The organism is Variovorax sp. WS11, assembly GCF_010499245.1.
GTDB lineage: Bacteria > Pseudomonadota > Gammaproteobacteria > Burkholderiales > Burkholderiaceae_C > Variovorax.
In genome coordinates this window covers 103,019-128,501 of sequence record NZ_JAAGOW010000003.1, presented here as the reverse complement: position 1 = coordinate 128,501, position 25,483 = coordinate 103,019, and the positions used below count along the sequence as shown (strand labels likewise).

At 68.3% G+C, this 25,483-nt stretch carries 24 protein-coding genes and 1 tRNA gene; 15 read left to right on the top strand and 10 right to left on the bottom strand.

Annotation, left to right across the window (positions count from 1 at the left end; translation table 11 throughout):
- The first annotated feature begins 95 nt into the window (after positions 1-95).
- The 5 genes from GXN78_RS26355 to GXN78_RS26335 all read left to right on the top strand — a co-directional run bounded on the left by GXN78_RS26355 (position 96) and on the right by GXN78_RS26335 (position 3,796).
- A complete protein-coding gene (locus GXN78_RS26355; RefSeq protein WP_106558735.1) occupies positions 96-776 on the top strand; it encodes a response regulator transcription factor in 681 nt (226 codons plus the stop codon).
- Positions 773-2,188: a sensor histidine kinase gene (locus tag GXN78_RS26350; protein ID WP_106558736.1), complete on the top strand. Its 1,416-nt coding sequence runs from the start codon at positions 773-775 to the stop codon at positions 2,186-2,188. Before GXN78_RS26355 ends, GXN78_RS26350 begins: the two co-directional genes overlap by 4 nt.
- Before the next feature lie 17 nt (positions 2,189-2,205).
- Positions 2,206-2,634, top strand: coding sequence for an RNA-binding S4 domain-containing protein (locus tag GXN78_RS26345; protein WP_106558737.1), 429 nt, complete (start codon positions 2,206-2,208; stop codon positions 2,632-2,634).
- A gap of 44 nt (positions 2,635-2,678) precedes the next feature.
- Positions 2,679-3,488 (top strand): PPK2 family polyphosphate kinase, encoded by an 810-nt coding sequence (locus GXN78_RS26340; RefSeq protein ID WP_106558738.1) that lies wholly within the window; start codon positions 2,679-2,681, stop codon positions 3,486-3,488.
- Between the two features lie 131 nt (positions 3,489-3,619).
- On the top strand, positions 3,620-3,796 hold the full coding sequence (locus GXN78_RS26335) for a hypothetical protein (protein WP_164255777.1): 177 nt from the start codon (positions 3,620-3,622) through the stop codon (positions 3,794-3,796).
- A 21-nt stretch (positions 3,797-3,817) separates the two neighbouring features.
- Here GXN78_RS26335 and GXN78_RS26330 read toward each other — a convergent pair whose 3' ends face one another.
- On the bottom strand, positions 3,818-4,648 hold the full coding sequence (locus tag GXN78_RS26330) for an IclR family transcriptional regulator C-terminal domain-containing protein (protein WP_106558739.1): 831 nt from the start codon (positions 4,646-4,648) through the stop codon (positions 3,818-3,820).
- A gap of 101 nt (positions 4,649-4,749) precedes the next feature.
- Here GXN78_RS26330 and GXN78_RS42010 point away from each other — a divergent pair, with 101 nt between their 5' ends.
- The 4 genes from GXN78_RS42010 to GXN78_RS26315 all read left to right on the top strand — a co-directional run bounded on the left by GXN78_RS42010 (position 4,750) and on the right by GXN78_RS26315 (position 8,208).
- The gene (locus GXN78_RS42010) at positions 4,750-4,881 is read left to right on the top strand and encodes a hypothetical protein (protein ID WP_258187056.1); all 132 of its coding nucleotides are present in this window, start codon (positions 4,750-4,752) and stop codon (positions 4,879-4,881) included.
- Positions 4,868-6,100, top strand: coding sequence for an FAD-dependent oxidoreductase (locus GXN78_RS26325; protein ID WP_106558740.1), 1,233 nt, complete (start codon positions 4,868-4,870; stop codon positions 6,098-6,100). The genes GXN78_RS42010 and GXN78_RS26325 overlap by 14 nt, the downstream gene beginning before the upstream one ends.
- Before the next feature lie 372 nt (positions 6,101-6,472).
- Positions 6,473-6,928, top strand: coding sequence for a hypothetical protein (locus GXN78_RS26320; RefSeq protein WP_106558741.1), 456 nt, complete (start codon positions 6,473-6,475; stop codon positions 6,926-6,928).
- Positions 6,929-7,188: 260 nt separating this feature from the next.
- Positions 7,189-8,208, top strand: coding sequence for a serine protease (locus GXN78_RS26315; protein WP_106558789.1), 1,020 nt, complete (start codon positions 7,189-7,191; stop codon positions 8,206-8,208).
- A gap of 28 nt (positions 8,209-8,236) precedes the next feature.
- Here the strand turns inward: GXN78_RS26315 and GXN78_RS26310 are convergent, their stop codons facing one another.
- Entirely contained in the window at positions 8,237-8,476 is a 240-nt protein-coding gene (locus GXN78_RS26310) for a hypothetical protein (RefSeq protein WP_164255775.1), read from the bottom strand.
- A 634-nt stretch (positions 8,477-9,110) separates the two neighbouring features.
- On the opposite strand from GXN78_RS26310, the gene GXN78_RS26305 reads away from it, so the two are divergent.
- Positions 9,111-9,338, top strand: coding sequence for a hypothetical protein (locus GXN78_RS26305; RefSeq protein WP_106558743.1), 228 nt, complete (start codon positions 9,111-9,113; stop codon positions 9,336-9,338).
- 81 nt (positions 9,339-9,419) lie between these two features.
- On the opposite strand, the gene GXN78_RS26300 is transcribed toward GXN78_RS26305, so the two are convergent.
- The 6 genes from GXN78_RS26300 to cysS all read right to left on the bottom strand — a co-directional run bounded on the left by GXN78_RS26300 (position 9,420) and on the right by cysS (position 14,933).
- Positions 9,420-9,512 (bottom strand) — tRNA-Ser (locus tag GXN78_RS26300).
- Between the two features lie 22 nt (positions 9,513-9,534).
- The gene (locus GXN78_RS26295; RefSeq protein ID WP_106558744.1) at positions 9,535-10,803 is read right to left on the bottom strand and encodes an aspartate kinase; all 1,269 of its coding nucleotides are present in this window, start codon (positions 10,801-10,803) and stop codon (positions 9,535-9,537) included.
- An 81-nt stretch (positions 10,804-10,884) separates the two neighbouring features.
- Complete coding sequence (gene tilS / locus GXN78_RS26290) at positions 10,885-11,853, bottom strand: tRNA lysidine(34) synthetase TilS (RefSeq protein ID WP_106558745.1); 969 nt, start codon at positions 11,851-11,853, stop codon at positions 10,885-10,887.
- Between the two features lie 34 nt (positions 11,854-11,887).
- Positions 11,888-12,868 (bottom strand): acetyl-CoA carboxylase carboxyltransferase subunit alpha, encoded by a 981-nt coding sequence (locus GXN78_RS26285; RefSeq protein ID WP_106558746.1) that lies wholly within the window; start codon positions 12,866-12,868, stop codon positions 11,888-11,890.
- 15 nt (positions 12,869-12,883) lie between these two features.
- Positions 12,884-13,540: a DNA-3-methyladenine glycosylase gene (locus GXN78_RS26280; protein ID WP_106558747.1), complete on the bottom strand. Its 657-nt coding sequence runs from the start codon at positions 13,538-13,540 to the stop codon at positions 12,884-12,886.
- A gap of 16 nt (positions 13,541-13,556) precedes the next feature.
- Positions 13,557-14,933: a cysteine--tRNA ligase gene (cysS, locus tag GXN78_RS26275; RefSeq protein WP_106558748.1), complete on the bottom strand. Its 1,377-nt coding sequence runs from the start codon at positions 14,931-14,933 to the stop codon at positions 13,557-13,559.
- 194 nt (positions 14,934-15,127) lie between these two features.
- Here cysS and GXN78_RS26270 point away from each other — a divergent pair, with 194 nt between their 5' ends.
- From GXN78_RS26270 to GXN78_RS26250, 5 genes are all read left to right on the top strand, one after another.
- Positions 15,128-15,712, top strand: coding sequence for a tetratricopeptide repeat protein (locus GXN78_RS26270; protein ID WP_106558749.1), 585 nt, complete (start codon positions 15,128-15,130; stop codon positions 15,710-15,712).
- A 63-nt stretch (positions 15,713-15,775) separates the two neighbouring features.
- The gene (locus tag GXN78_RS26265; protein WP_106558750.1) at positions 15,776-16,351 is read left to right on the top strand and encodes a peptidylprolyl isomerase; all 576 of its coding nucleotides are present in this window, start codon (positions 15,776-15,778) and stop codon (positions 16,349-16,351) included.
- Positions 16,352-16,371: 20 nt separating this feature from the next.
- Positions 16,372-16,881 carry a peptidylprolyl isomerase gene (locus GXN78_RS26260; protein WP_106558751.1) on the top strand — a complete coding sequence of 170 codons (510 nt, stop codon included), beginning with the start codon at positions 16,372-16,374 and terminating at the stop codon, positions 16,879-16,881.
- Between the two features lie 2 nt (positions 16,882-16,883).
- A complete protein-coding gene (locus GXN78_RS26255; RefSeq protein ID WP_106558752.1) occupies positions 16,884-17,645 on the top strand; it encodes a UDP-2,3-diacylglucosamine diphosphatase in 762 nt (253 codons plus the stop codon).
- Positions 17,645-18,442: a M90 family metallopeptidase gene (locus GXN78_RS26250; RefSeq protein WP_106558753.1), complete on the top strand. Its 798-nt coding sequence runs from the start codon at positions 17,645-17,647 to the stop codon at positions 18,440-18,442. The genes GXN78_RS26255 and GXN78_RS26250 overlap by 1 nt, the downstream gene beginning before the upstream one ends.
- A 13-nt stretch (positions 18,443-18,455) precedes the next feature.
- Here GXN78_RS26250 and GXN78_RS26245 read toward each other — a convergent pair whose 3' ends face one another.
- A complete protein-coding gene (locus GXN78_RS26245) occupies positions 18,456-21,257 on the bottom strand; it encodes a DUF349 domain-containing protein (protein ID WP_106558754.1) in 2,802 nt (933 codons plus the stop codon).
- Positions 21,258-21,351: 94 nt separating this feature from the next.
- Positions 21,352-25,155 (bottom strand): DUF748 domain-containing protein, encoded by a 3,804-nt coding sequence (locus GXN78_RS26240; RefSeq protein WP_106558755.1) that lies wholly within the window; start codon positions 25,153-25,155, stop codon positions 21,352-21,354.
- Between the last annotated feature and the right edge of the window lie 328 nt (positions 25,156-25,483).

Sequence of the window (25,483 nt, the reverse complement as noted above, 5' to 3'; positions counted from 1 at the left end):
TTGGGGGATCGGGAAGGCTGGAACGCCGCTATGATGCGCGCGCCCGCTGTCAGTTGGCTGTCCTGCGCACTGGGGAAAACACCGAAGTACCGGCCATGAAGCTGCTGTTAGTCGAAGACGACGCCTCGATGCAAACCACCCTGCAGCGCACCCTCGGCCGCCGCATGATCGACGTGCGCGTGTGCGGCGACGGGGCGCAGGCCCTGGCGCAATGGCGCGCGCTCGAGCCCGACGTGGTCGCGCTGGACCTGAGCCTGCCCAACGTCGACGGGCTGCAGGTGCTGGCGCAGGCGCGCGCCGAAGGCCTGCGCACGCCGGTGCTGCTGCTGACCGCGCGCGGCACGGTGGGCGATCGCGTGGTGGGCCTCAACACCGGCGCCGACGACTACCTGCCCAAGCCCTTCGACCTCGACGAGCTGGAGGCGCGCATTCGCGCGCTGCATCGGCGCAACCAGAGCGCCGGGCCGGAGGCCACGAACAACCCGCAGCAGGTCGGCAGCCTGCGCTACGAGCCCGACAACGGCGCCATCTACCACCGCGCCGAGGTGCTGGAGCTCACGCCGCGCGAGCTCGCCCTGCTGAAGGCGCTGATGGTGAAGCCGGGCCATGCGGTGGCCAAGGAGCGCCTGTTCGAGCTGGTCTTTCCCGGCGAGAGCGAGGTGCAGTACGAGGCGATCGAGGTGGTGGTGTATCGGCTCCGCAAGAAGCTGGCCGGCACCGGCGCGGCCTTGATGACCTTGCGCGGCCTCGGCTACCTGCTGCGCGAAGAGCCGTGATGCGCGCGGTCTCGCTGCGCGCCAGGCTGCTCACCGGCATCCTGGCACCGGTCGCGCTGTTCATCGTGATCAACAGCGTGAGCCTGTACCGGCAGAGCCTCGCGGCCGCCACCACCGCCTACGACCGCACCCTGCTCGCCTCGGCCAAGACCATCGGCGAGCAGCTCGACGTCGAGGGCTACGACGAGAAGGCCTCGCTGCGCGCCATCGTCCCCTACTCCGCGCTGGAGGCCTTCGAGGCCGACAACCAGAGCAAGATCTTCTACCGCGTCTCCACGCTCGGCGGCGAGATGATCTCCGGCTTCGCCGAGCTGCCCTTCTGGCACGGCAGGCTGCCCGACCGTCCGCCCTACGCGGCGCTGGTCGACTTCTACGATGCGCGCTTTCGCGAGCAGCCGGTGCGCATGGCCGTGCTGCTGCAGCCCGTGGCCAGCGCGCGCGGGCGCGGCATGGCCGTGGTGCAGGTGGCCGAGACGCTGGAGCTGCGCGAGACGCTGGTGCGCAAGCTGCTCGTCGACATGCTCTGGCGACAGCTGGTGCTGCTGGGCGTGATCGCCGCGGTGACGGTGTTCGTGGTGCAGCGCGCGACCCGGCCGGTGCGCCACCTCGGCGAGCTGATCGAGGCCCGCGCGGCCGACGACCTCTCGCCCATCGACGCGCCCGACACGCCGCGCGAGCTGCGCCCGCTGGTCGACGCCACCACCCAGGTCATGGGCCGGCTGCAGCGCCTGCTGGACCACCAGAAGCGCTTCGTGCGCGACAGCGCGCACCAGCTGCGCACGCCGCTGGCGGTGCTCAAGGCCCAGGTGCAGTCGGCGCGCCGCGGCGACGTGCCGACCGGCCAGGCGCTCACCGAGATCAGCGACACGGTGGAGCGCGCCACCACGGTGGCCAACCAGATGCTGTCGCTCGCCAAGGTCGAGCAGCTGCGCCAGCAGCCCGAGTGGCAGGTGCTGGACCTCGGCGAGACGGTGCGCCAGCTCGCGCTCGACTTGTCGCCGCTGATGGCCGACAAGGCACTGGACGTCGAGCTTTCGGTTGGCGCCGCGCCGATGCTGGTGTGCGCCCACCGCTGGATGCTGCAGGAACTGGCGCGCAACCTGCTGCACAACGCCATCAAGCACAGCCCGCGCGGCGGCGCGCTGCGGGTGGGCGTGCAGGCCGAGGGCGAGAGCGCGGTCTTCGTCGTCAGCGACCAGGGCCCCGGCATCTCGAACGAATTGCGCCAGCGCCTGTTCGCGCCCTTCGCAGCCGGCGACGTGGCCAGCGGCTCGGGGCTGGGGCTGGCGATCTGCCGCGAAATCGTGCTCGCGCTGGGCGGAAGCATCGCGCTCGACAACCGGGAAGGCGGCGGACAACGCCACGGGCTCGATGCCGTCGTGCAACTGCCGCTGGCCGGCGACAATCGCTGAAACCACTCACACGGGACATGGACCGCCTGCGCATCGACAAATGGCTCTGGGCCGCACGCTTCTACAAGACGCGCACCCTGGCCGCCGAAGAGATCGGCAAGAACCGCGTGCAGATCAACGGCGAGGTGGCCAAGGCCTCGCGCGAAGTGAAGGCGGGCGACCTGGTCGCGATGCGGGTCGGCGGCGGGGTCGACCGCATCGTGCGGGTGCTCGGGCTCAGCGGCCAGCGCGGGCCGGCACCGGTGGCGCAGCAGCTTTACGAGGAAACGCCCGAGAGCCTGGCTGCGCAGGCGGCCGCGCGCGAGCAGCGGCGCATGGGCAGCGAGCCGGCGCTCAGCATCTTGCAGGGGCGGCCCACCAAGCGCGACCGGCGCGAGCTCGATCAGGCCCGCCATGTCGATTGGAACAAGCGCTGGAGCGCATCGCTGGATCCAGACGAAGACTGAACATCGCTTACCCTCGGGCTCGTTGCGACAAAGGAGTCCCGCGCATGGCCAGCTTCAAGAAGTACCGCGTCGACGGCAGCCAGTTCAGCCTCGCGAGCATCGACCCCGCCGACTCGCCCTTTCTGGAAGGCGACGAGCAGGCCCAGCGGGATCGGCTCGAACAACTGGCCGGCGAGCTCGACGAGCTGCAGAACCTGCTGCATGCCGAGGGCCGGCGCAAGGTGCTCCTGGTGCTGCAGGGCATGGACACCAGCGGCAAGGACGGCACCATCCGCTGGGTGTTCTCGCGCACCTCGCCGCTGGGCGTGCGCGTGACGGCCTTCAAGGCACCGAGCGATGACGAACGCGCCCACGACTACCTTTGGCGCTGCCACGCCAACGTGCCGCGCAGCGGCGAGATCATGGTGTGGAACCGCAGCCACTACGAGGACGTGCTGGTGCCCTGGGTCGAAGGCTGGATCGACAAGGCCGAGCTGCGGCGCCGCTACGCGCAGATCCAGGACTTCGAGCGCCTGCTCGCCGAGACCGGCACGGTGGTCGTCAAGTGCATGCTGCACATCAGCAAGAAGGTGCAGCGCGAACGCCTGCAGGCGCGCATCGACGAGCCGGCCAAGCGCTGGAAATTCCAGCGCAGCGATCTGGACGTGCGCAAGAAATGGGCGGCCTACCAGCACGCCTACGAACAGGCGCTGGCCGCCACTTCCAGCAAGCACGCGCCCTGGCATGTGATCCCCGCCGACAGCAAGCGCCATCGCAACCTGATGATCGCGCAGCTGCTGGTCAAGACCTTGCGCAGCATGGAGCTCGCGGTGCCGCCCGCCGATCCGTCTCTGGATGGGCTGGTCGTGGTGTAGGACAGCGCCGCATCTTCTACGTCCTCCGACCTTCGTCTCTCCTCCAAATGGCGTATTGAGAGGTCGTGGGGGCCGGTGGGAGACTGCGTGCCTGCTCACCCCGAGCCGTCACCTACTCCAAGGATTCCCAGATGGACGTCTTGACCTCTTCCGAGCTGATGACCGGCCTTCTTTCGGCGATCGGCACCGGCATCCTGCTCGTGCTGGCCACCAGCCGGGCACCGAAGGCACTGCACGACGAGATCGCGCTGCGCGTCGAGCGCTCGATCGCGCTGATCGACACCTGCAAAGACGCGCGCACCCGCTGAGACCGCACGGCCGGCCCCTCTTCAGAGATCGGCCAGTTCCCGGTTGATCTCGCGCGCCGTCTTCAGCAGCTGCGGCACCAGGCGCCGCAGCACCTCCGCCAGTTGCCAGCGCGGCGAAGGGACCGCGATGTTGATGGCGCCGACCGGCTCGCCGGCGCGATTGGTCAGTGCCGTCGCGATCGAAATATCTCCCACGAAGATCTCCTGGTCGTTCAGCGCATAGCCCAGCTCGCGCGCCCTCGCCAGCGCGGCGCGCAGCCCCTGCAGATCGGTCACCGTCCGCTTGGTCATCGACGTGCGCTTCACGGCCCCCAGCATCGCCATCGCCTCGGCTTCGTCGAGCCTCGACAGGATCGCGCGGCCGGCCGCGCTGCAGTACACCGGCAGCCGCGAGCCCACATGCAGGTCGACGCTCACTGCGTGCAGGCTGGGAAAGCGCACGACGTAGACGATCTCCGGGCCCTCCATCTCCGTGAGGTTGACCGTCTCGCCGGTCTTGCGGTTCAGCGCCTCCAGGTGCGGGCTCGCCTTCTCGCGCAGCCGGTCGGTCGCCAGCACCGTGTGGCCGAATTCCAGCATCCGGCCCGACAGCGTGAAGGCCCGCGTGAGCGGATGCTGGCGCAGATAGCCGAGCGCATGCAGGGTGTGCGTGACGCGCTGCACCGCGCTGCGATCCAGCTGCGCCAGCGCCGCCAGCTCGGTCAGCGCGACCGCGCGCCCTGCCGCATTGAGCGCCTCCAGCACCTGGAAGCACTTGGCGACCGATGCGATGAAGAGCGAGCTGTCCAGGCCGGCGTCCGGCTTGCGCGCCTTGCGTGCGGGGGTAGCTGCGATGGATCTGGGGCGGGGCATGCGTGCCTCTCGAGTGGCGACGTCATTATTGCATTGCAATACACCGTATTGATAAACGATAGGGCACGTAATACAGTGCGGCCTTCCCCCGCGAAGCCCTCATGCTGAGACTCCCCTTTCTGATCGCCCTGCTCCCGGCCCCGCTGCCCGGCAACGACACCTCCAGCCATCCGGCGGGCGAGTTGTTCGTGTCGGCCGGGCGCCGGCGCTCCGGCTCCCATGCCGTCGTCTGAACCGCGGGTCGCCATCGTCGGCGCCGGCGTGGTCGGCAGCTGCATCGCGCTGGCGCTGCGCAAGCGCGGCGCGGCCGTCACGCTGATCGACCGCGACGAGCCCGGCCGCGGCTGCAGCTACGGGAACTCGGGCGCCATCAGCCCGGGCTCGGTGGCGCCGCTAGCCATGCCCGGCATCCTCTCTTCGGTGCCGCGCATGCTGCTGGACGAGGAGAGCCCGCTGCATCTGCCCCTGTCCTACCTGCCGAAGGCGGCACCGTGGCTGATGCGCTTCGTCGCCTCCGCCCAGCCCTCGCGGGTCGCGCTCTCGGCCGCCAAGCTGGCCGCGCTGCACACGGGCGCCCTCGACCGCCACGAAGCGCTGGCTCGCGAGCTCGGCGTGCCCGAGCTCTTCGTGCGGCGCGGCCACCTGCACCTGTACCCCGATGCACGTGCCCTGGCCAAGGACGCTGATGGCTGGCGCATGCGGCAGCACTACGGCTACCCGTTCCAGCAGTTGGACCGCGACGGCATCCTGGCGCTGGAGCCGCGCGTGGGCGAGCGTTACCGCATCGGGGTGTTCGTGGCCGACCACGCGACCATCGTCAATCCTTTCCGCTATGTGCAGGCGATGGTGCGTGCCTTCACCGCGCGCGGCGGCCGGCTGCGGCGCGAGGAGGTGCGCGCGATGACGCCACTGGACGGTGGGCGCTGGCGCCTCGCCACGGCGGGCGCGGCCGATGGCGCCGAGGACAGCTTCGACCAGGTGGTGGTGGCCGCCGGTGCCTGGTCGCGCCGGCTGCTGGACCCGTTGGGCCTGCGCCTGGCGCTGGAGAGCCAGCGCGGCTACCACGTACAGTTCCAGGGCGGACGCGACACCGTCTCGCGCACCGTGGTGCTGACCGATCGCAAGATCTTCGTCACGCCGATGGAAGACGGCCTGCGCGTGGGCGGCACGGTGGAGATCGGCGGGCTCGAGCACCCGCCCGATCCGCGTCGCGCCGCGATCCTGGAGCGCATCGCGCGCGAGACCTTCGAAGGCCTGGACGACCTGCAGACCACGCAATGGATGGGGCACCGCCCCTGCATGCCCGACTCGGTGCCGGTCATAGGTCCGGCGGCCGGCCGGCCCGGGCTGTGGCTGGCGGTCGGCCACGGTCACCTGGGGCTCACGGATTCCATCAACACCGCGCAGTCCATCGCGAGCGGCATGCTCGGAGCGCGGGCTGCCGCCCGTTGAGAAGGCGCTGCATGCGCTTGCAGGCGCCTTGCGAGCCCTTCTCCCAAATCGCTCCCAATTCGGGGACTACATTGGCTCTTGTCGGCCCTGGCCCCCTCCGTTCCTCATCTGTGAAGGGCCGACCTTGACCCGCTTCGGCGGGTCTCTTTTTTGGCGGCGCCAAACCGGATCGGGGGTGACGGGTCATGGGCACCGAAGTGAAAAGTATCAATGCAGCTCGGCGCCGCAATGCCGCGCCCGCGGTCCGCATGCCGGAAGCGTCGACGATTTAACAACGCGCGTGCATTTCTGGCGATCTCCACATCTGGCCTCCCTCGCAACAACGACACTTCGACAGGTTCGAAACGACGTTGACGACTTCGAGGACTGGACATGGAATCACCGGATCTTGAAACGGTTGAGAAGGCACGCGCCCTGGTCGAGGAAATCATTGCCGGCCGCAGTCCGATGGCGGCGGCGGTCCCCTACTTCGCGCCCACGGACATCGGCTGCCTGACGCCGGCGAGGCAGGAAGCCGAATCGCGCATCCAGGAGGAGAACGACTTCGGCAACCGCCTGCGCGCCGCCATCCAGATGAGCCTGGCGGCCGCCGCGGCCTCTTTGCGTGTCAGCGAATCCCTGATGCAGGATTTCGCGCAGCTGAGCCTTCCCGAGCGCCAGAAGGAACTCGCGCGCTGCGCCTGCGACGCGCAGGCCTGCAGGGACATCGCAGGCCATGTCGCGCCGATCCTCTCGGGCAAGGAGGCACCGAAGCTGGATGCGCTGATGGAGATCAAGAGGCTCAAGTCGGCGATCTACGAGCGCTTTGGGCGTTGGCCGGGGGGTTGAGCTTGCAGGCCGTTGAGGCCGGCAACGAGACCCATGCGTGGGCACGCGCTGGATCGAGGAGCGCGAGGCCTCATCCTGCGAGAGCGCGGATGTCGATCCGGCGTACACTGCGCTGCACCAGCATGACGCCGAGGGGGATCCAGTCCTCCAACATTCGCGCTGCACCCGATCGTCGCGCAGACCCTGGCGATATCCACGGCAGCCCCTATCTCGAGAACGCGGCTTGACCGCGTTTCTTTTTTTGGAAGGCGCACGCGATGATGAAGAGCCTTCAAGATGCCAGCGAGCGCATCTGCGAACTCAAAGGGAGCTTGATGGCGATCGACGCCCTCCTTCCCGCGCTGCTGGAGGCACTGCCGGTCGCCTCCCATGGTCACCTGGTGCGTTCGTTCGAGGCGCATGCCGAGGCCACGCGCACGGTGATGCAGCACGCTCCCCTCTTCGACCAGGTCCTTTCCACCTTCGAGCGCGAGATTGCCCGCATGCGCGCGGTGCTCGCAGGCACGGCGCCAGCCGCGCCGCGCACTGCCACCGAAGCGGCGCTCCTGACCACGACGCGCGTCAGCACCTTCCAAGGGCCCTGCTCCCTGTCCGGCGCCAGCGGCTTTTTCTTTCGCCGCGACGGGCGGCTGTTCCTGGTCACCAGTCGGCATGTCCTTGCCGATGAAACGAGCAGCCACTACCCCGACCGCATCGAGATCGAGGTGCATACCGACAAGCTCAATCTGACGCGCTACGCGGCCGTTTCGGTGCCGCTGTATCGCGGGGGCCTGAGCCAATGGCGCCAGGCAGCCGACACCGCCGGCGACGTGGATGTGGCCGCCATCGAGATCGACGTCAGCAGCTTGCCTGCCCCGAGCATCCTGCATGCGTTCGGCCCCGAGCACCTCGAGCCCTCCGGTGACGTGGCCGAGGTCGGAGATGCGCTGGTCATCGTCGGCTTCCCGCTGGGCTTCCATGACACGGTGCATCATCTGCCCGTGGTGCGCAGTGCATCCATTGCCTCGGCATTCGGCGTGCGCTTCCAGCAGCAGGGCTACTTTCTGACCGATGCCCGCACCCATCGAGGCAGCAGCGGTGCCCCGGTGCTGCGGCGCATCCACCATCCGAACGCGGACAGATCGCAGTTGCCTTGGCAATTGCTGGGGGTGCATTCCACGCGCATGGACATGCGAACACGCGACCTTGTGCAGGACGAATCGCTTGGGCTCAACTGCGCCTGGTACGCGGACGTGCTCATGGCCCTGACCGAGCCCTCCAAGGCCACGATGCCAGCCTGAATCGCTCAAACGATTCCTTGCGCTGCGCTCAAGCCTCGAGCGAGCTCGCGTTCGCCGCCTCGGCCAGTTTGAACCGCCCCAACGCCCTGTAGCCGCGAGGGGTGATCGAATGAACAGTGGCCCAGACAGCCCGACAGCTGTCCCGCCACTTCGGCAACGTCGCCGTCACCAGACCGGCCGTCTGGAGCCTTGCCACCCTCTCGATGTCGGCCAGTTCGGTGACGCATAGCGGCAATGCGCTCAAGCCCAGAATGTGGAGAAGATGCATCGGCATCTGAGCTGAAGCTGGCCGGCTGGGAAGGCGTATTAACACGATCTTGCTCCGCGATGGCTCCTCTGGGTTATCGAGGAGCAATACTGGGGTCGGAAGCGAGTTGTCAAGACGCTAGGGACGGCGTGAGGCCAGTATGACCCCATTCCGTCGTTGCGTGTACTACGCATGTACGGTGAGCGCCTCTCTGGAAGGGCGTCTCACCGGGCGTGGTACACTCCGCCCTTGCTCAAGTTGCTGAGCAAATGCCTGCGCAGGCAAAGCCGGATCTCACAACGGCACGTCGAACAAGAGCTACCACGACGAGAAAAACACAAGGTGGCTCCTGCAAGTGAACATGCCGTAACGTGGGCCGCGTAAGTGCCCACGGCCAAACAAGCGAAAGCCGCCCATCGAGGCGGCTTTTTCATGTCCGATCGATCGCAGCAGTCGGCGGCATCGAGGAGCCGCCCTTGACCGGAGATGGGGCGCCGAAGCGAAGCCCCGCGAACCCGCGGACAGTTGCACGATGAGCCTTGCACCGTTCAACATCCTGCGCCGTATCATCGATACATAGGAAACGCAGGCGCGCGGAAGGCATGGGCTTGCCAGGACACCCAAGCATGGACGATGGTTGCAGACTATCCATCGCATGCACCCCGCCGGGAAGGCCAAATTGAAAGAGATCCGACTACGCTGGTCCGATGGGATTGCAAAGGACGACGAACAGCTCACCGTCGAGGGTGTGCCGGCGCACCCTGGCGGCGGGCTGTGGCATCCGGACACTTTCGACAACCGCCGGACCCTCGAGCAGATCATGGCGGCCGGCAACGAGACCTACGGCGACGGCACCCACTGGATCGAGGAGCGGGAGGCTTGAAGCGCCTGCCATGAGGGGCCCATGGCGGCGCCAGAAATGAAGAAAGCCGTTGGGTCACAACGGCTTTTCTCATTTGGATCCTGGCGGAAACGGAGGGATTCGAACCCTCGATGAGGCTCTACACCCCATACTCCCTTAGCAGGGGAGCACCTTCGGCCACTCGGTCACGTTTCCAGCAAAAAGCGATTATGCCAGCTTAAGAGGCCGGTTGATCGAGATCGAAGGCCTTGTGCAGCGCGCGCACGGCGAGCTCCATGTACTTCTCGTCGATCACGACCGAGGTCTTGATCTCGCTGGTGGAGATCATCTGGATGTTGATGCCCTCCTCGCTCAGCACGCGGAACATCTTGCTGGCCACGCCCACGTGGCTGCGCATGCCGATGCCGACGATACTGACCTTGCAGATCTTGGTGTCGCCGACGATGTCGGCCGCGCCCAGGGTGGGCAGCACCTTTTCCTTGAGCAGGTCGACGGTCTTGGCGTAGTCGTTGCGGTGGACCGTGAAGCTGAAGTCGGTGCGGCCGTCCTTGCTCAGGTTCTGGATGATGACGTCGACCTCGACGTTGGCATCGGCCACGGCGCCCAGGATGTGGTACGCGATGCCCGGCTTGTCGGGCACGCCGAGCACGGAGATCTTGGCTTCGTCACGGTTGAACGCGATGCCGGATACGACGGCTTGTTCCATGTTTTCGTCTTCCTCGAATGTGATCAGGGTGCCCGAGCGGGCCTCTTCCTTGATGTCGATGTCCCAGGGCGTGAAGCTGGACAGCACCCGCAGCGGCACCTTGTACTTGCCGGCGAACTCGACAGAGCGAATCTGCAGCACCTTGGAGCCCAGGCTCGCCATCTCGAGCATCTCCTCGAAGCTCACGGTGGTGAGGCGGCGCGCATCGGGTTCGACACGCGGGTCGGTGGTGTAGACGCCGTCGACGTCGGTGTAGATCAGGCACTCGTGCGCCTTCATCGCCGCCGCGATCGCGACCGCCGAGGTGTCGCTGCCGCCGCGGCCCAGCGTGGTGATGTTGCCGGCGTCGTCCACACCCTGGAAGCCGGTGATGACCACTACCTTGCCGGCGTCGAGGTCGGCGCGCACGCGCTCGTCTTCAATGCTTTCGATGCGAGCCTTGGTGAAGGCGCTGTCGGTCCTCACCTGCACCTGCCAGCCGGCATAGCTGACCGCCTGCATGCCCTCGGCCTGCAGCGCGATCGCCAGCAGTGCCGACGAGGCCTGCTCGCCGGTGGCCGCGAGCATGTCGAGCTCTCGGTTGTGGTCGTCGTCGACCTTGCCGGGTGCCAGCTCTTTGGCGAGGCCGAGCAGGCGATTGGTCTCGCCGCTCATGGCGCTCGGGACCACCACCATCTGGTGGCCGGCGCGCGCCCACTTGGCGACGCGCTTGGCGACATTTCGAATGCGCTCGGTCGAGCCCATCGACGTGCCGCCGTATTTGTGAACGATCAATGCCATGGGTGAAGTCAAGGAGAAGGATTCGGATGCCTGCCGCAGTGCCGGCGTCCGGGGGCCCTGTCGTATGCCTGGGGTGCCAGTTCAGCGCAAGGCTGCAGGCTGCGACGGAGGCCGGGCATTGTACCAACGCAGAATGTCGCCCTCGCGCTGGACGTAACCGTCCGCAACCTTGAGGCGGATGCGGTGGCCGCGGGTGCTGCAGGCCTCGATCTGGTCGAGCAGCTGTTCGAGCTGGGCCTCGCTGGGCACCGCGTCGTGCTCGCGCTTGAGCCAATGGCGCAGCACGTTGGCGAGCCGCCCGCGCGGCAAGCTGCGCAAGGCTTCCAGCGCGGGCGGCGAGCCCGCGGCTGCGCTGTCCGAAGCGGCGACCTCGGCCAGCAGCCGCGAGGCCTTGGCGGCGTTGCGCGCCGAGCGCGCGAAGGTCTCGCGGAACTGCGGCAGCGTCGCGGCGAGCGCCGGCAGCAGCTGCAGCCGGATCCGGTTGCGCGTATAGCGCAGGTCGGCGTTGCTGGGGTCGTCGATGTGGGCAGTGCCGCTCCCGGCGATCCACTCGCGCAGCGCCACGGCCTGCACTTCCAGCAGCGGCCGATGGAAGTTCACGCCATGCCGCTGCATCCGCTGCGGCATGCCGGCCAATCCATCGAGGCCGGCGCCGCGGCTGAGCGCGATGAGCATCGTCTCTACCTGGTCGTCCGCATGCTGGGCCAGCGCCACATCGCCCAGGCCGTGTGCCCGCGCCAGCGCCGCCAGCGTCACATAGCGCGCCCGGCGCGCCGCGTCTTCGGGACTTTCGCCGGGCGCGTGCCGCGCGTCGACGTGGCCCACCTGCAGCGGCACGCCCAGGGCCTCGCAGGTCGCACGGCAGTGGGCTTCGAAATCATCGGCCGCCGCTTGCAGGCCGTGATGCACGTGCAGCGCCTGCACCTGCCCGGGCCACTGGCCCGCAGCGGCGTGCAGCAGCGCGGTGGAGTCGGCCCCGCCGCTGTAGGCGATGCCCAGCGGCAGCGGCGCCGCCCAGGACGCAAGCGCGAGGGCGGCGGGATTCTCCATCGGGATTGGCGGGCTGCAGGCAGCCCGCGAAGGGCTACTTGGCGCTCTCGGCCTTGGTGTCGGCGAAGCGGCCGTAGCTCTGCAGGCGCTCGTAGCGGCGGTCGAGCAGCTCCTTGGGCCGCAGATCGGCGACCTGGCGGAAGGCATCGTTGAGCGCGCGCTTGAGGAAGGCGGCCATCTGGCGGTGGTCGCGGTGCGCACCGCCGACCGGCTCGTTGACGATCTTGTCGACCAGGCCCAGGGCCTTGAGCCGGTGGGCGGTGATGCCCAGCGCGTCGGCCGCTTCCTGCGCCTTGTCGCTGGTCTTCCAGAGGATGGAGGCGCAGCCTTCGGGGCTGATCACCGAGTAGACCGAGTACTGCAGCATCAGCACCTGGTCGCCGACCGAGATGGCCAGCGCGCCGCCGGAGCCGCCCTCGCCGATGATGGTGACGATCACCGGCACCTCGAGCTGCGCCATCTCGAAGATGTTGCGCCCGATGGCCTCGGACTGGCCGCGCTCCTCGGCGTCGATGCCCGGGTAGGCGCCCGGCGTGTCGACGAAGGTGAAGACAGGCAGCTTGAACTTCTCGGCCGTCTTCATGAGCCGCAGCGCCTTGCGGTAACCCTCGGGCTTGCTCATGCCGAAGTTGCGCGCGGTGCGCTCCTTGGTGTCGCGGCCCTTCTGGTGGCCCAGCACCATGCAGGGCGTACCGTTGAAGCGCGCCAGACCGCCGACGATGGAGAGGTCGTCCGCGAAATGGCGGTCGCCGTGCAGCTCGACGAAGTCGGTGAAGATCTCGTGGACGTAGTCCAGCGTATAGGGGCGCTCCGGATGCCGGGCGATCTTGGTGATCTGCCAGGGCGTCAGGTCGCTGTAGATTTCCTTGGTGAGCTGAAGGCTCTTCTTGCCGAGCTGGTCGATCTCTTCCGAAATATCGACCGCCGATTCGGTCTGCACATAGCGCAGCTCTTCAATCTTGGATTCGAGCTCTGCGACGGGCTGCTCGAAGTCGAGAAAGGTTCGTTTCGCCAACGTCTTCTCCTCTTGTCAGTATGCGACCACCGGCAGGGGGTCGAGCGATCGCCAAATATACCAAGTCGCGACGCTGCAGTATGGGGCCCAGGCGACGGCGACCTCGCGCGCGTCGCTGCGGCTGACGGGATCGCCCGAGAAGTAGCTGCGGCTGATGCCCGTGATCAGCCCGGCATCGTCGAGCGGCAGCACGTTCGGCCGCATGAGGTGGAAGATCAGGAACATCTCGGCGGTCCAGCGGCCGATGCCGCGAATCGCGACCAGCTCCGCGATGATCATCTCGTCGGACATGTCTTTCCAGGCATCGACGTGCACGGTGCCGGAGTCGAAATTGAGCGCCAGGTCGACCAGGTACTCGACCTTGCGCGCTGACAGACCGGCCGCGCGCATGTCGTCGACCTTGAGCTTGAGCACGTTCGCCGGCGTCATCTTGCGCGGCAGCTCGGCGAAGCGATCCCACACCGATTGGGCGGCCTTCACCGAGATCTGCTGGCCGACGATGCTGCGCGCCAGCGTGGTGAAGGCGTCGCCGCGCGACTCCAGGCAGGCATCGCCGAACTGCGGAATCAGCCGCTTCATGACGCGGTCCTTCCGCGCCAGGTACTTGCAGGCCTCTTCCCAGTAGGGCGGCGTATGGATTTCGATGAGGGGGGACTTCTTGGCGGGAGGCATTGTTGTTCTCATGCCCTCACTTGACGGTGGTCCAGGTGGTGCCGGTCGGCGAATCCTTGAGCACGATGCCCTGGGCCAGCAGCTCGCCGCGGATGCGATCCGCCTCGGCGAAGTTCTTCGCCGCCTTGGCCTCGGCGCGGCGCGCGATCAAGGCCTGGATCGAGGCATCGTCGAGCGTGCTGCCGGCCTGCAGGAAGGCCTCGGGGTCGGCCTGCAGAAGCCCAAGGCAGGAGCCCAGCGCCTTCAGGAGGCCGGCGGCGTGGGCCGATTTCGTGCGGTTCACTTCTCCGGCCAGCTCGAAGAGCACGGCCACTGCCTCGGGAGTGCCGAAGTCCTCGTCCATCGCGGCTTTGAAGCGGGCGGCATGAGGGTCGGTCCAGTCGATGGCGACCTCGGCCGGCGCCACCAGGTGCAAGGCCGTGTAGAGCCGCTTGAGCGAGGCACGCGCGTCGTCCAGGTGCACGTCGCTGTAGTTGAGCGGGCTGCGGTAATGCGCGCGCACGACGAAGAAGCGCACGGTCTCGGCATCGAACTCCTTCAGCACGTCGCGGATCAGGAAGAAGTTGCCCAGGCTCTTGGACATCTTTTCGTCGTCGATGTTGATGAAGCCGTTGTGCATCCAGGTGCGGGCCAGGGGCTTGCCGTTGGCGCCCTCGCTTTGCGCGATCTCGTTCTCGTGGTGCGGGAACTGAAGGTCCATGCCGCCGCCGTGGATGTCGATGGTCTCGCCGAGCAGTTGGCAGGCCATGGCCGAGCATTCGATGTGCCAGCCGGGACGGCCCGGGCCGAACTCGCTGGCCCACTTCACCTCCTCGGGCTCGGTGGGCTTGGAGCTCTTCCAGAGCACCGGGTCGAGCGGGTCGTCCTTGCCGTCCAGGACGGCCACGCGCTCGCCGGCATGGAGCTCGTCCAGCGACTTGCCGCTGAGCTTGCCGTAGCCGGGGAACTTGCGCACCGCGTAGTTGACGTCGCCGTTGGTCGAGCGGTAGGCCAGGCCCTTCTGCTCCAGCGTGGAGATCATCGCCAGCATCTGCGGCACATATTCGGTGGCCCGCGGCTCGTGCGTGGGCCGCTCGATGCCCAGGGCGTCGGCGTCCTCGTGCAGGGCCTGGATCATGCGGTCGGTGAGCGCGCGGATGCTCTCGCCGTTCTCCACGGCCCGCCGGATGATCTTGTCGTCGATGTCGGTGATGTTGCGCACGTACTCGACCTCGAGGCCCGAGGTCTTGAGCCAGCGCTGCACCACGTCGAAGGCAACCATCGAACGCGCGTGCCCGAGGTGACAGTAGTCGTAGACCGTCATTCCGCACACGTACATGCGCACCCGCCCGGGTTGCAGAGGAGAAAAATCCTCCAGTTCACGCGACAGCGTGTTGTAGATGCGAAGACTCATGAGACAGGGGAAATGCCGAATGCGCCCACGCGACATGGGCGAGCGACAGAGATTTTTTCAGGGGTGAGGATGCTATGGCAACGAGAGGATGAAGGGAGCCCCTCGGCTACAATCCCGCGTCAGTATAAACGGCCGGTCCCGTTATTTTCCCTGGTGTTTGCGAGGCCCGCGTTCCTCCCCATCTCTCGAGGCTCATGAAGCACGCCGCTGCCCCCTCCCCCTCCTCCATCCCGCGCTTCCTGTCGGTTCTGTTGCTCGCCTTCGCGGCCGTTGCGGCACATGCCGACGACTACCTCGATGTCAACACCCTGCTGCGCCAGGGCAAGGCGGCCGAAGCGCTGACCAAGGCCGACGCCTACATCGCCGGCAAGCCGCGCGACCCGCAGATGCGCTTCCTGCGCGGCGTGATCCTGACCGAGCAGGGCAAGCAGGCCGAGGCGGTCACGGCCTTCACGCAGCTCACTCAGGACTTTCCCGAATTGCCCGAGCCCTACAACAACCTCGCGGCCCTCTACGCCTCCCAGAGCCAGTTCGACAAGGCGCGCGCGGCGCTGGAGATGGCGATCAAGCTCAATCCGAGCTACGCCACTGCGCACGAGAACCTGGGCGACGTCTATGCCCGTCTCGCCGGTCAGTCCTATGGCCGCGCGCAACAGCTCGAGACGAGCAACACCAGCATCGCGCCCAAGCTCGCGCTGATCCGCCAGCTGTTCAGCGCGCCGGGCAGCGCCACGCTGCCGGCAGCGCCAGCCGAGGCCCGCAAGCCGGTGCGCCGCTAGCCTGCTGCCTTTGGGCGCGCGGTCGTCCAGGCGCCTTTCTTTCAGCCCGTTCTACTTCACACCATGCACACTCTTTCCCGTCGCACGGCACTCATCCTCGTCTCGACGCTGAGCCTGGCAGGCGCCGCGTGGGCGCAACAGAGCGCGCCGCGCGTCAAGCTCGCTACCTCGGCCGGCGACATCGTGGTCGAGCTCACGCCCGACAAGGCGCCCAAGACGGTCGAGAACTTCCTGCAGTACGTGCGCGACAAGCATTACGACGGCACGGTGTTCCACCGCGTGATCGACGGCTTCATGATCCAGGGCGGCGGCTTCACGCCCGAGCTGCAGCAGAAGCCCACGCGCGCGCCGGTCCCGCTGGAAGCGAGCAACGGCCTGAAGAACGACAAGTACACGATCGCGATGGCGCGCACCGCCAATCCCAATTCGGCGACCTCGCAGTTCTTCATCAACGTGAAGGACAACGCGATGCTCAACGCCCCCAATCCCGACGGCCACGGCTACACCGTGTTCGGCAAAGTGGTCTCCGGCACCGAGGTCGTCGACAAAATCCGCGCCGTGCGCACGGGCAACAAAGGCGGCATGCAGGACGTGCCGCTCGAAAGCGTCACCATTCAATCCGCCACCGTGGCGAAGTAAGCAATCAACAAGGAGCCGTCATGAGCAATCCCCAAGTCGAACTGCACATCAAGAACCAGGGCGTCATCACGCTCGAATTGGACCAGGACAAGGCGCCGAAGTCGGTCGAGAACTTCCTCGCCTACGTGACCAAGGGCCACTACGACAACACGGTGTTCCACCGCGTGATCCCCGGCTTCATGGTGCAAGGCGGAGGCTTCGAGCCGGGCATGTCGCAAAAGCCGACGGGTGCCGAGATCCAGAACGAGGCCAACAACGGCCTGAAGAACGACAACTACACCGTGGCCATGGCCCGCACCAGCGCGCCCCACTCGGCCACCGCCCAGTTCTTCATCAACGTGGCCGACAACGGCTTCCTCAACCACACCGCGCCGTCGGCGCAGGGCTGGGGCTATGCGGTGTTCGGCAAGGTCATCGACGGCAAGGAAGTGGTCGACAAGATCAAGGCCGTGAAGACCGGCCGCAAGGGCTTCCACGACGACGTGCCGCTGGAAGACGTGATCATCGAGAAGGCCGTCGTCAAGGGCTGAAGATGACGGCTTTCGCCGAGCTCGTGGCTCCCGCGGCGTGGCGCACGGTCGACCTCATCTCCGACCTCCACCTGCAGTCCTCGGACCCGGCGACCTTCGAGGCGTGGCGCGGCTACCTGCAGACCACGCCGGCGGATGCCGTCTTCATCCTCGGCGACCTGTTCGAAGTCTGGGTCGGCGACGATGCGGCAGCCGAGCCCGGCTTCGAGGCGCAATGCGCCGAGGTGCTGCGCGAGGCCGCTGCGCGCCGGCCGCTGTTCTTCATGCACGGCAACCGCGACTTCCTGCTCGGCGCCGCCTTCGCCGCGCAATGCGGCATGCAGCTGCTCGACGACCCGACCGTGCTGGCCCTGCATGACCGGCGCTGGCTGCTCAGCCACGGCGATCTTCTCTGCCTCGAGGACACCGAGTACCTGCGCTTCCGTGCCGAGGTGCGGACCGCCGCGTGGCAGGGCGCCTTCCTCGCCCGCCCGCTGGCGCAACGGCGCGCCCTGGCCCGATCGATGCGCGCGCAGAGCGAGGACCGCAAGCGCAGCCCCGGCATGGTCTGGGCCGATGTCGATGCCGATGCCGCACGCAGCTGGCTGCGGCAGGCCGGCGCGACGACGCTGGTCCACGGCCACACGCACCGGCCCGCGGTCCATGCGCTCGGCGACGGCCTCCAGCGCCTCGTGCTGAGCGACTGGGACCTCAAGGCCCATCCGGCCCGCGCGCAGCTGCTGTGCCTGTCGAGCGCAGGCCCGCAACGCGTCGATCTGCGCTGATGTTCGGTTGGCTGCGCGGCCTGCGCACTCCGCCCCCGATCCCCGAGCCCGCATGGCGCGCGACCCTCGCGCGCTACCCTTTCCTTGCCGATCGGCCCGGTGCCGACCTCGAGCGCCTGCGCCGCCTCGCGGCGGAGTTCCTGCGCGACAAGGAATTCCACGGCGCCCACGGCTTCGTCATCACCGACGAGGTCGCGCTCGCCGTGGCGGCGCAGGCCGTGCTGCCGGTGCTGCACCTGACGGGCGGCCTGCGCTGGTACGAGGATTTCGTCGGCATCGTGATCCACCCTTCCGAGGCCGTGGCCCGGCGCAAGACCGTCGACGAGACCGGCGTGGTCCACGAGTACGACGAGATCCTGGCCGGCGAGGCGATGGACCGCGGCCCGGTGATGCTGAGCTGGCAGGACGTGCTGGCCGGCAGCGTCACGCAGGACGCGGGCTACAACGTCGTGATTCACGAGTTCGCCCACAAGATCGACATGAAGAGCGGCGCGGCCGACGGCTGCCCGCTGCTGCCGGCCGGATTTGCGGGCACGACGAGCGCGCGCGCCGCGCGCATTGCCTGGTTCGCGGTGCTGCAGCCGGCCTACGAGGGCTTCCGCGAGAAAACGATCGTCGCCGAGCGCTTCGGCGGCGAGGCGCCGTGGCTCGATGCATACGGCGCCACATCGCCGGGCGAGTTCTTCGCCGTGGCCTGCGAGGCCTATTTCGTGAACCGCGCGAAGCTGGCGTCGGAGTTCGCCGGCCTGGTCGCGCTGTTCGACGAGTTCTTCAGGCGCCCGGCTTCACTGGCCTAGGCGCCCTCCTCCCTCACTTGCGCAGCAGCGCCTTGAGCGCGTTCTGAAGCCGGCGCGCCAAGGCGGAGTCGTGCGCCGCCGCGAGCACCGTGCCGGCGTCCTGGCCCCAGGTCTGCGCCGGGGCGGGATCGCCGCGCCGCGTCAGCAGCTTCAGCTGCAGGGCGCGACGCGCGTCGAGCTGCTCGGCCGGCGTCGGCACTTCGGCCGCCATCTCCAGCCGAAGCAGGGCCTCGGCGGCATCGTCGGCCTTGGCCGAGGGGCCGGAGGTCAGGGCCTGCGACCACTGCCCGCGCACGGCGGGCGTGACCGCGCGGCCCAGCTCCTGCACGCTGGGCAGCTTCGACGCATCGCGCTGCTCCCACGCGCCCAGCACCTGGGTCAGCGCCTCGCCGTGGGCCTGGGCGGCGAGCTTGCGCAGGGCCTGCTCGGCGCGCTCCAGTGCATCGCGCTGGGCGCGGAAGGCGGTGTCGCCGAGGCGGGGGCCACGCTCCTCGCGCGGCGGACGGTCGCCGAAGCGGCCGGCGCCCGGGCCTCCTCGGTCGCCGGCGCGGCCGGGCGGGCCACTACGGCTGTCGCGGCGATCGCCGCCGAAGCGGCTGTTGCCGCGCCCCATGGGCGCTGCTTCGGCCTTCTTGTTGCCGGGCCGGTCATCGCCGCGCACCGCGATCACGGGCTTGGGTGCCGGCTTGGGCGGCGCTGCGGGCGCCGGTGGGGCCTCAGCCTCGGCGGCGTCGGTGCGGGCCGAGGCATCGGCGCCATCGGCAGGCGCCACCAGGTCGGGCGTTGGCGCCGCGGCTTCGGCGGCGGCCGACGGAGGCGAAGCCTCGGCATCGCCCGACGCGGGCGCCTGCTCGGCGCTCTCGCCGAACTCGGCGGCCGCCTGACCGGGCGCCACGACCTCGGTCGCTCCAACAGAAGGCCCGTCGGCCGCTGCAGTCTTCGGTGCGGGCGGTGCGGGCGGTGGCGCCTCGCCGCGCAGGGCGCCTTCGAGCCGAGCCACTGCGGCGCGAATCTTCTGCGCATCCCCCGTGGCATTCGCGGCTTCGAGCGCCTTCGAGGCGTCGAGCACGTAGCGGTCGTGCTCGCTCATGGCGGCGGCCGCCTTCTCGCGATCGGCGGTCTTCCGGTTGAAGGCCTCGTCGATCGGGGCGCGGAAGGTGTCCCACAGTTTTTGTTCCTGGCGGCGGTCCAGCGGCACCGTCTGCGCCTCGGCCTGCCATCGCTGCTGCAGGGCTTTGACGGCATCGATGCGCAGCATCGGCGCGGCGCCGAGCTCCGTGGCCTCGGCGATCATGGCCTGACGGCGCTCGATGCTGGCCTTCTGCTCCAGCTCGAAGGGCGCGCGCGCTGTGCCGAAGGCCGCGTTCCATTGGGGCTGCAGTTCGGCGAACACTTTTTCGCCCACATGGCCGGCGTCGCGCCAGCGATCGGCGAACTGGTGCAGCGCGCGGTTGTAGGCCTTGAGGTCGGTGTTGCCGGCCTGCGCCTCGGCCCAGGCCTTCACCTCCTCGATCAGCGCCAGGCGCTGGGCGCGGTGCTCTGCCGCATCGGCACGCACCTTGTCGAGCCAGGCCTCGACCACCTTGTGAGCCTCGTTGCAGGCCTCGTCGAAGCGCTTCCACAGCGCGTGATTGGGCACGCCACCCTGGTCGGCCTGCTTCCATTGCTCGCGCAGGCTGCGCAGCGTCTCCTGCATCTTGCGGCCGCCCAGGGCCTGGCCCTCGGGACGCTTGAGCAGGCTTTCGGCCTTGGCCACCAGGTCCTCGCGCACCTTGTCGGCGCTCCAGCGCTGCCAGCCTTCGAGCTCGCCGGCAGCGACCAGGGCCGCATGCACGCGGGCTTCGAGCGGGGCATCGACCATCTTGCCGTGCTCCTTGAGCACCGCGCGCAACGCTGCGGCGGCGCCGGCGCTGGCCTTGCCATGGCCCTCGGCGGTTTCCTGCTCGAGCTTGGCGAGTGCGGCCTCCACGGCGGCCTGAGCTGCAGCCCGCTTCTCGGGATCGACCTTCGGCGCCGGTGGCTTCTGCGCGGCGGGAGGCGCCGCTTCGGGTGCGCCGCCGCGGGCCACGCGCAATTCGTCGGCCCACACCGGCACGGGCGGCAGGGGCGCCGCCGCATCCTCGGCGGCAGCCACGGTCTGGCCCAGCGCCTGGTGGAAGGCATCGGACACGACCAGCAGTTGCGCCTTGGACGACTCCAGCTGCGGCGCGAACTTGGCGTCCAGGCTGGTCCAGTTGCCGTCGGCCGCGATCTCGGCGGCCTGCTGCTGCCAGTGCGTCACGTCGGCGCGCAGCGCTTCTTCAGCGGCCTGGGCGTCGCGCCAGCCTTTGGTCGACAGCACCTCGAAGCGCTGCGCCAGCAGCACGGCCGCTTCGCGGTGCACCTGGGCGCGGTGCTGCAGATCCTCGATGCCCTTCACTCGCTCGGCCAGGCGCGCCTTGAAGCTCGCCAGCGGCTCGCGCGACAAGGGGGCGCCGGCCTTGGCTGCATCACGCTGCCAGGCCAGGGCATCGGCAATGTTGAGCTTGGGCTGGGCCAGCAGCGCCTCGGCCTTCTGGGCCCATTCGGCAGCGATGGCCTCCTGGCCGCGGGCGCGCTTGAGCTCGTCGAGCTTCTCGCGCAGGAGGCGTGCGGCGCCCTTGTCGCGGCCGCTCAGTTCCTTGAACACCTCCTGCATTTGCTCGGGCGCCGGATTGCCCGCCAGCCAATCGCGGATGCGCTGGGCACGCTCCCCCGAGGTCGGTGCAGTGAAGGCGCCGCCCGTCATCGTGTCGAGGGACTGGAGGTCGTGGGGCTTGGTCGAAGTTGAAGTCACTGCGCGAATAAAACCTGATCTGTGGAGGAAAAGCGAAGGCGCCGGCATTTTGCCGGCGCACTTCGCCATTTTCGCCGAGTTGCGGCGCGTGGGGTCAGCGGGTGGCCAGATTCAGCTCCGCGCCGGGTTTCCAGTTGGCGTCTCCACCCTTGGTGCGTACCGCGCCGAGGAACAGCCGCTCGCTGGGCAGCTTCTGCGCCAGCAGGTAGTCGCGCACGGCGGCGCCGCGCTCGACGGCCAGCTGGCGCATCGACTCCTCGTCGACCGGGATGCTGGCCATCAGCAAGTCTTCCATTTCCTTGACCGGGACGTCCTTGGCCAGGCCGACCATGTTGCGGGGTTTGGTCTTGAGGTCGGAGCGTTTGTACACCGCGGCCAGCAGATCGGGGTATTCGGCGTCGGTAACCGGCGTCACGTCGGCCGCATTCTGGTTGCTGCGCACCGCCGCGCGGCGCTTCTCGGACTGAGCGAGGTCGCGCACGCGCTGCCGCTGGTAGGCCTCACGCTCCTGCTCAATGCTGGAGGTGCCCACCACCGTCATGCGCAGCGCGGGCCGGTCGGTGAGCGCCTTCGCGACCTTGTCCAGGCCCTGTTTCGCCTCGGTGGACAGCGCAGCGCTGCCGGGCGCGAAGGTGATGGTGCTCGAATCCCCGCTGCCGCCGCCGAGGCCGCCCGTCAGCAGCGCGAAAGGCGCGGTCGCAGCCTTGGCGATCAGGTTGACGATCGCCTTCAGGATCAAGGGGCCGATGCTGAACTGCGGGTCGTTGAGGGAGCCGCTGATCGGGAAGTCGATGTCGATCACGCCGTTGCGGTCGGCCAGCAGAGCGACGGCGAGGCGCACCGGCAGGCTGTTGGGCGCGCCCTGCACTTCCTCGCCGAACTGCAGCTGGTTCAGCACCAGCTTGTTGGTGGCGGTGAGCTGGCCATCCGGCGTGATCTTGTAGCTCACCTCCATGCTGAGCTTGCCGCGCTCGATGCCGTGGCCGGCGTAGCGCACCGAGTACGGCGAGAGCGGGGGCAGATCCAGCTCGCGCATCTTGGCGGTGATGTCGAGCTCCAGCGGCTTGGCCAGCGGGTTGAGCTTGCCGGTGATCTCCAGCGCGGCCGTCTGCTGGGCCTTGCCGCGCAGTTCGAGGTCGGCCAGCGCCGGCCTGTCGCCCTGCGGCTTGGACGAGAAGGCGCTGAGCTTGCCGGTCAGCTCGCTGAGGTCGGCCGAGTAGTTGGGCTTGACGAACAGGTCGCTGAAGTCGATGCGCCCGTTGACCAGGTTCATGGGGCCGAAGTTGATGACCGGCGCGGGACCGCCGCTCTCGGTCGCCGGCGCCTTCGCCGTCGCCGCGGGGGCGGCGGCAGCAGGCGGGGGCGCACCGCCGACCATCGCCTCCGCGGACACCGGGGCGCCGCCGGAAGGCGCCGCCTGTTTCTTGGCGGTCGTGGTCGTGGTGGTGCCGCCGAGGCTGCGCCGCGTGCTGGCCTCGCCGGCGGGCGCTGGCGCCGGCTCTCCGGGCTTCTTGGTGAGATCCTGCAGATTGAGGCGGCCCGTCGGGTCGATGATCACGCGCGCGAAGAAGTCGGTCAGCGTGGTTTCGCGCACGTCCACCGCCAGCGGCGCCTGGGGCACCAGATTGACCTGCAGCCCGCGCAGGTTCAGGGTCTTCCAGCTCAGCAGCTGGTTGCTGCGATTGGCCTGGCCGGGCGATTGGGTCAGCGTCGCGCTGTTGGCGCGGAAGTCTTCCAGCGCCGTGTCGCCCGCCAGTTTCACGCTCATGCCGGCTGGCGTGGCGCTGTACTTGACCGTACCGCGATAGCTGGCAAAGGCGCGCCGGATGTCGATATTGAGCGCGTCAGCGTAGTAGGCCTTGAAGGCGTGCGCCGGGACGGAGGCCACTTCCAGCCGGCCCTCGGCCGCCACCGGCTTGAGCGCCACCGTGCCCTTGTAGTCGAAGCGCCCCGCTTCCGCACGGCCGGCGGCGATGCGCCCCGACAGCTGCAGCGGCGAGGCGGTGGCAGTGTTGGGCGCGATTTTCTGGGCGTTGACCTTCAGGGCACTGATTTCGAAGGCCACCGGCGTCGCCCCCGCCTTGTCGGAATAGGACAGCGCACCGTTGTCGACCGCCACGGTGCCGATGGACAGCTCCCAGGGTTTGGTGTTGGCATCGGCGGCAGGCACCTTCGGATTCTTGGGCGCGGCGGCCTTGGCCTCCGTGGCCGCGGCCTGGCTGCCGCCCGGCGGTGCCTTGAGCCAGCGCTCGAACATCCAGCGCTTCTCGTTGTCCCGCTCGACAAGCACCTTGGGGCTGTTGGCGCTGAACGAGGCGATGCTCAGCGTGTGCTTCGTCATGTCGACTTCGGCATCGGCCAGCTCGAAGCGCCCCACGCTGGCCAGCGCGGTCTTCGCCTGCGTCAGCGCCAGCCCGTCGACCGCGACCCGCTTGGCCTTGAACTTCAGGTCGGGCTGATTCCAGGCGACGTCGATCTGGCCGCTGAGCTTGCCGTCGAGCGTGGGCTCCAGGCTCTGCGCCAGGTACGGCGCTGCTAGCGACAGCGGCAGGGCCTCGACCTCGGCCTGCACCTTGGCGACCTTGTCGGTCGCCTCGCCGCCGAACTTGAGTGCGGCGCCGCCCACGGCGGTGGAACCGCTGAAGACGGCCGGCTTCTCCATCGGCCAGGCGATGGCGCTGGCGTCGATCTGGAGCTGCTTCATGTCGACCGCCGCCGCCGGCTGGATGCTCTGGTCGCGCCATCCGATCTCGCCGCCGGACAGGGCCAGCTTGTCTACCTGCACGCGCCAGCCAGGCGCCGCGGCCGCTGCGGGCTTGGCGCCGGCCTCGCCGTTCGGCGGAGCATCGGGCGGCGGCGCCTTCTCGGCTGCGCCACCGCCCGGTGCGGCGGGCAGCAGGTTGAGCCGGCCGGCCGCGTCGCGCGCCACCACCAGCTGCGGCGCTGCCAGTGCCACCTCGCTCAGGTGCAGCACACGCTCCAGCGGGCGCACATCGGCCAGCGCCACTTTGAGCGAGTCGAAGCGAAGCAGATCGCGCGCCTTCGAGTCGGCAAGCTGGATACTGTGCGCCGCCACCGTTCCGGTGATCTTGAGACCGGCGGTGGCTGTCTGGACGAAATCGATCTTCAGGTCCGCGTCGAGTTTGCCGGCCTGCAGGGCGACCGGCAGGCCGCCGGGGATGTAGCCCAGGTAGTGCACCAGGTCCAGGTCCTTGAAGCTGATCTGGGCGTCGGTCTTGCGGTCGTCGGCGAAGGGCGTGCTCGCGGCCGCCGAATCGAAGGCGCTGCCGTTGAGCACGAAAGCCAGCTTGGGCTCGGTCTTGATCGTCCGCTGCGAAGGGAGGTTGCTCAGGAACGGCACCTTGAGCACGAAGTTGCGCAGCTCGTGCTTGCGCTTGACGGCCTGGTCGTCGAAGTCGACCGACCCGTTGGTGATGGCGATGTTGTAGATCGCGAAGCGCGGCGGCTCGCTCTTGGGCGTCTCGGGGGCGCTGGCGAGCTTGGCCAGGATGTCGTCGATGTCGTATTTGCCGTCCGCCTGGTGGGTCAACAGAATGGCGGGGGCATCGACGCTGATGGCGTCGATCACGGGCGCCAGCCGCACGATCGACTGCAGTTCGGCGTCGGCATAGATGCGCCCGACGGATAGTTGCGGGCGGCTGCCGTCGGCGGTCGCGATGCGCAGGTCGTCGAGCGTGAGCTCCAGCGTCCAGGGCTTGAAGTCGATCTTGCCGACCGTGACCTGGCGACCGAGTTTTTCGCTCGCGATCTTCTGGATCTGGCTTTTGGCGATCGGCGGGACGGCGAGCCAGGCGAGCGCCCAGAGCGCGAGCAACACCAGCAAGGCCAGCACCGCCCGCCGCACCCACTTGTTTTGTTTCAGCGAAGCAGCATTCATCGGAGGGCGAGTTTGCCCCAAACCGATGGAGCTTCCCAGAAACTAGAAAGCCCGGCTGCCTGACTTGATGTCTGGCCTCCGGGCTCGATGGCGGGCGCCACGCCCATGCCATCTTTTCGCTCGACCGGAAGTTGGATTGTTCCAGTCATGCTGGCAGCAAGAGATTGCCACCATGGGGCCTCGGCCTCTGAACCGTTCGATGGATCTCTCCCGGTTACCGGACCTCGGTTAAACGCCTGAAACCTCAGGCAACCTCAGGGTAGGCCTGCTGTCACGAGATTGCAAAATAAGCTTTTCAATGGGCCAGCGCAGAGCGATGCACGCCCTT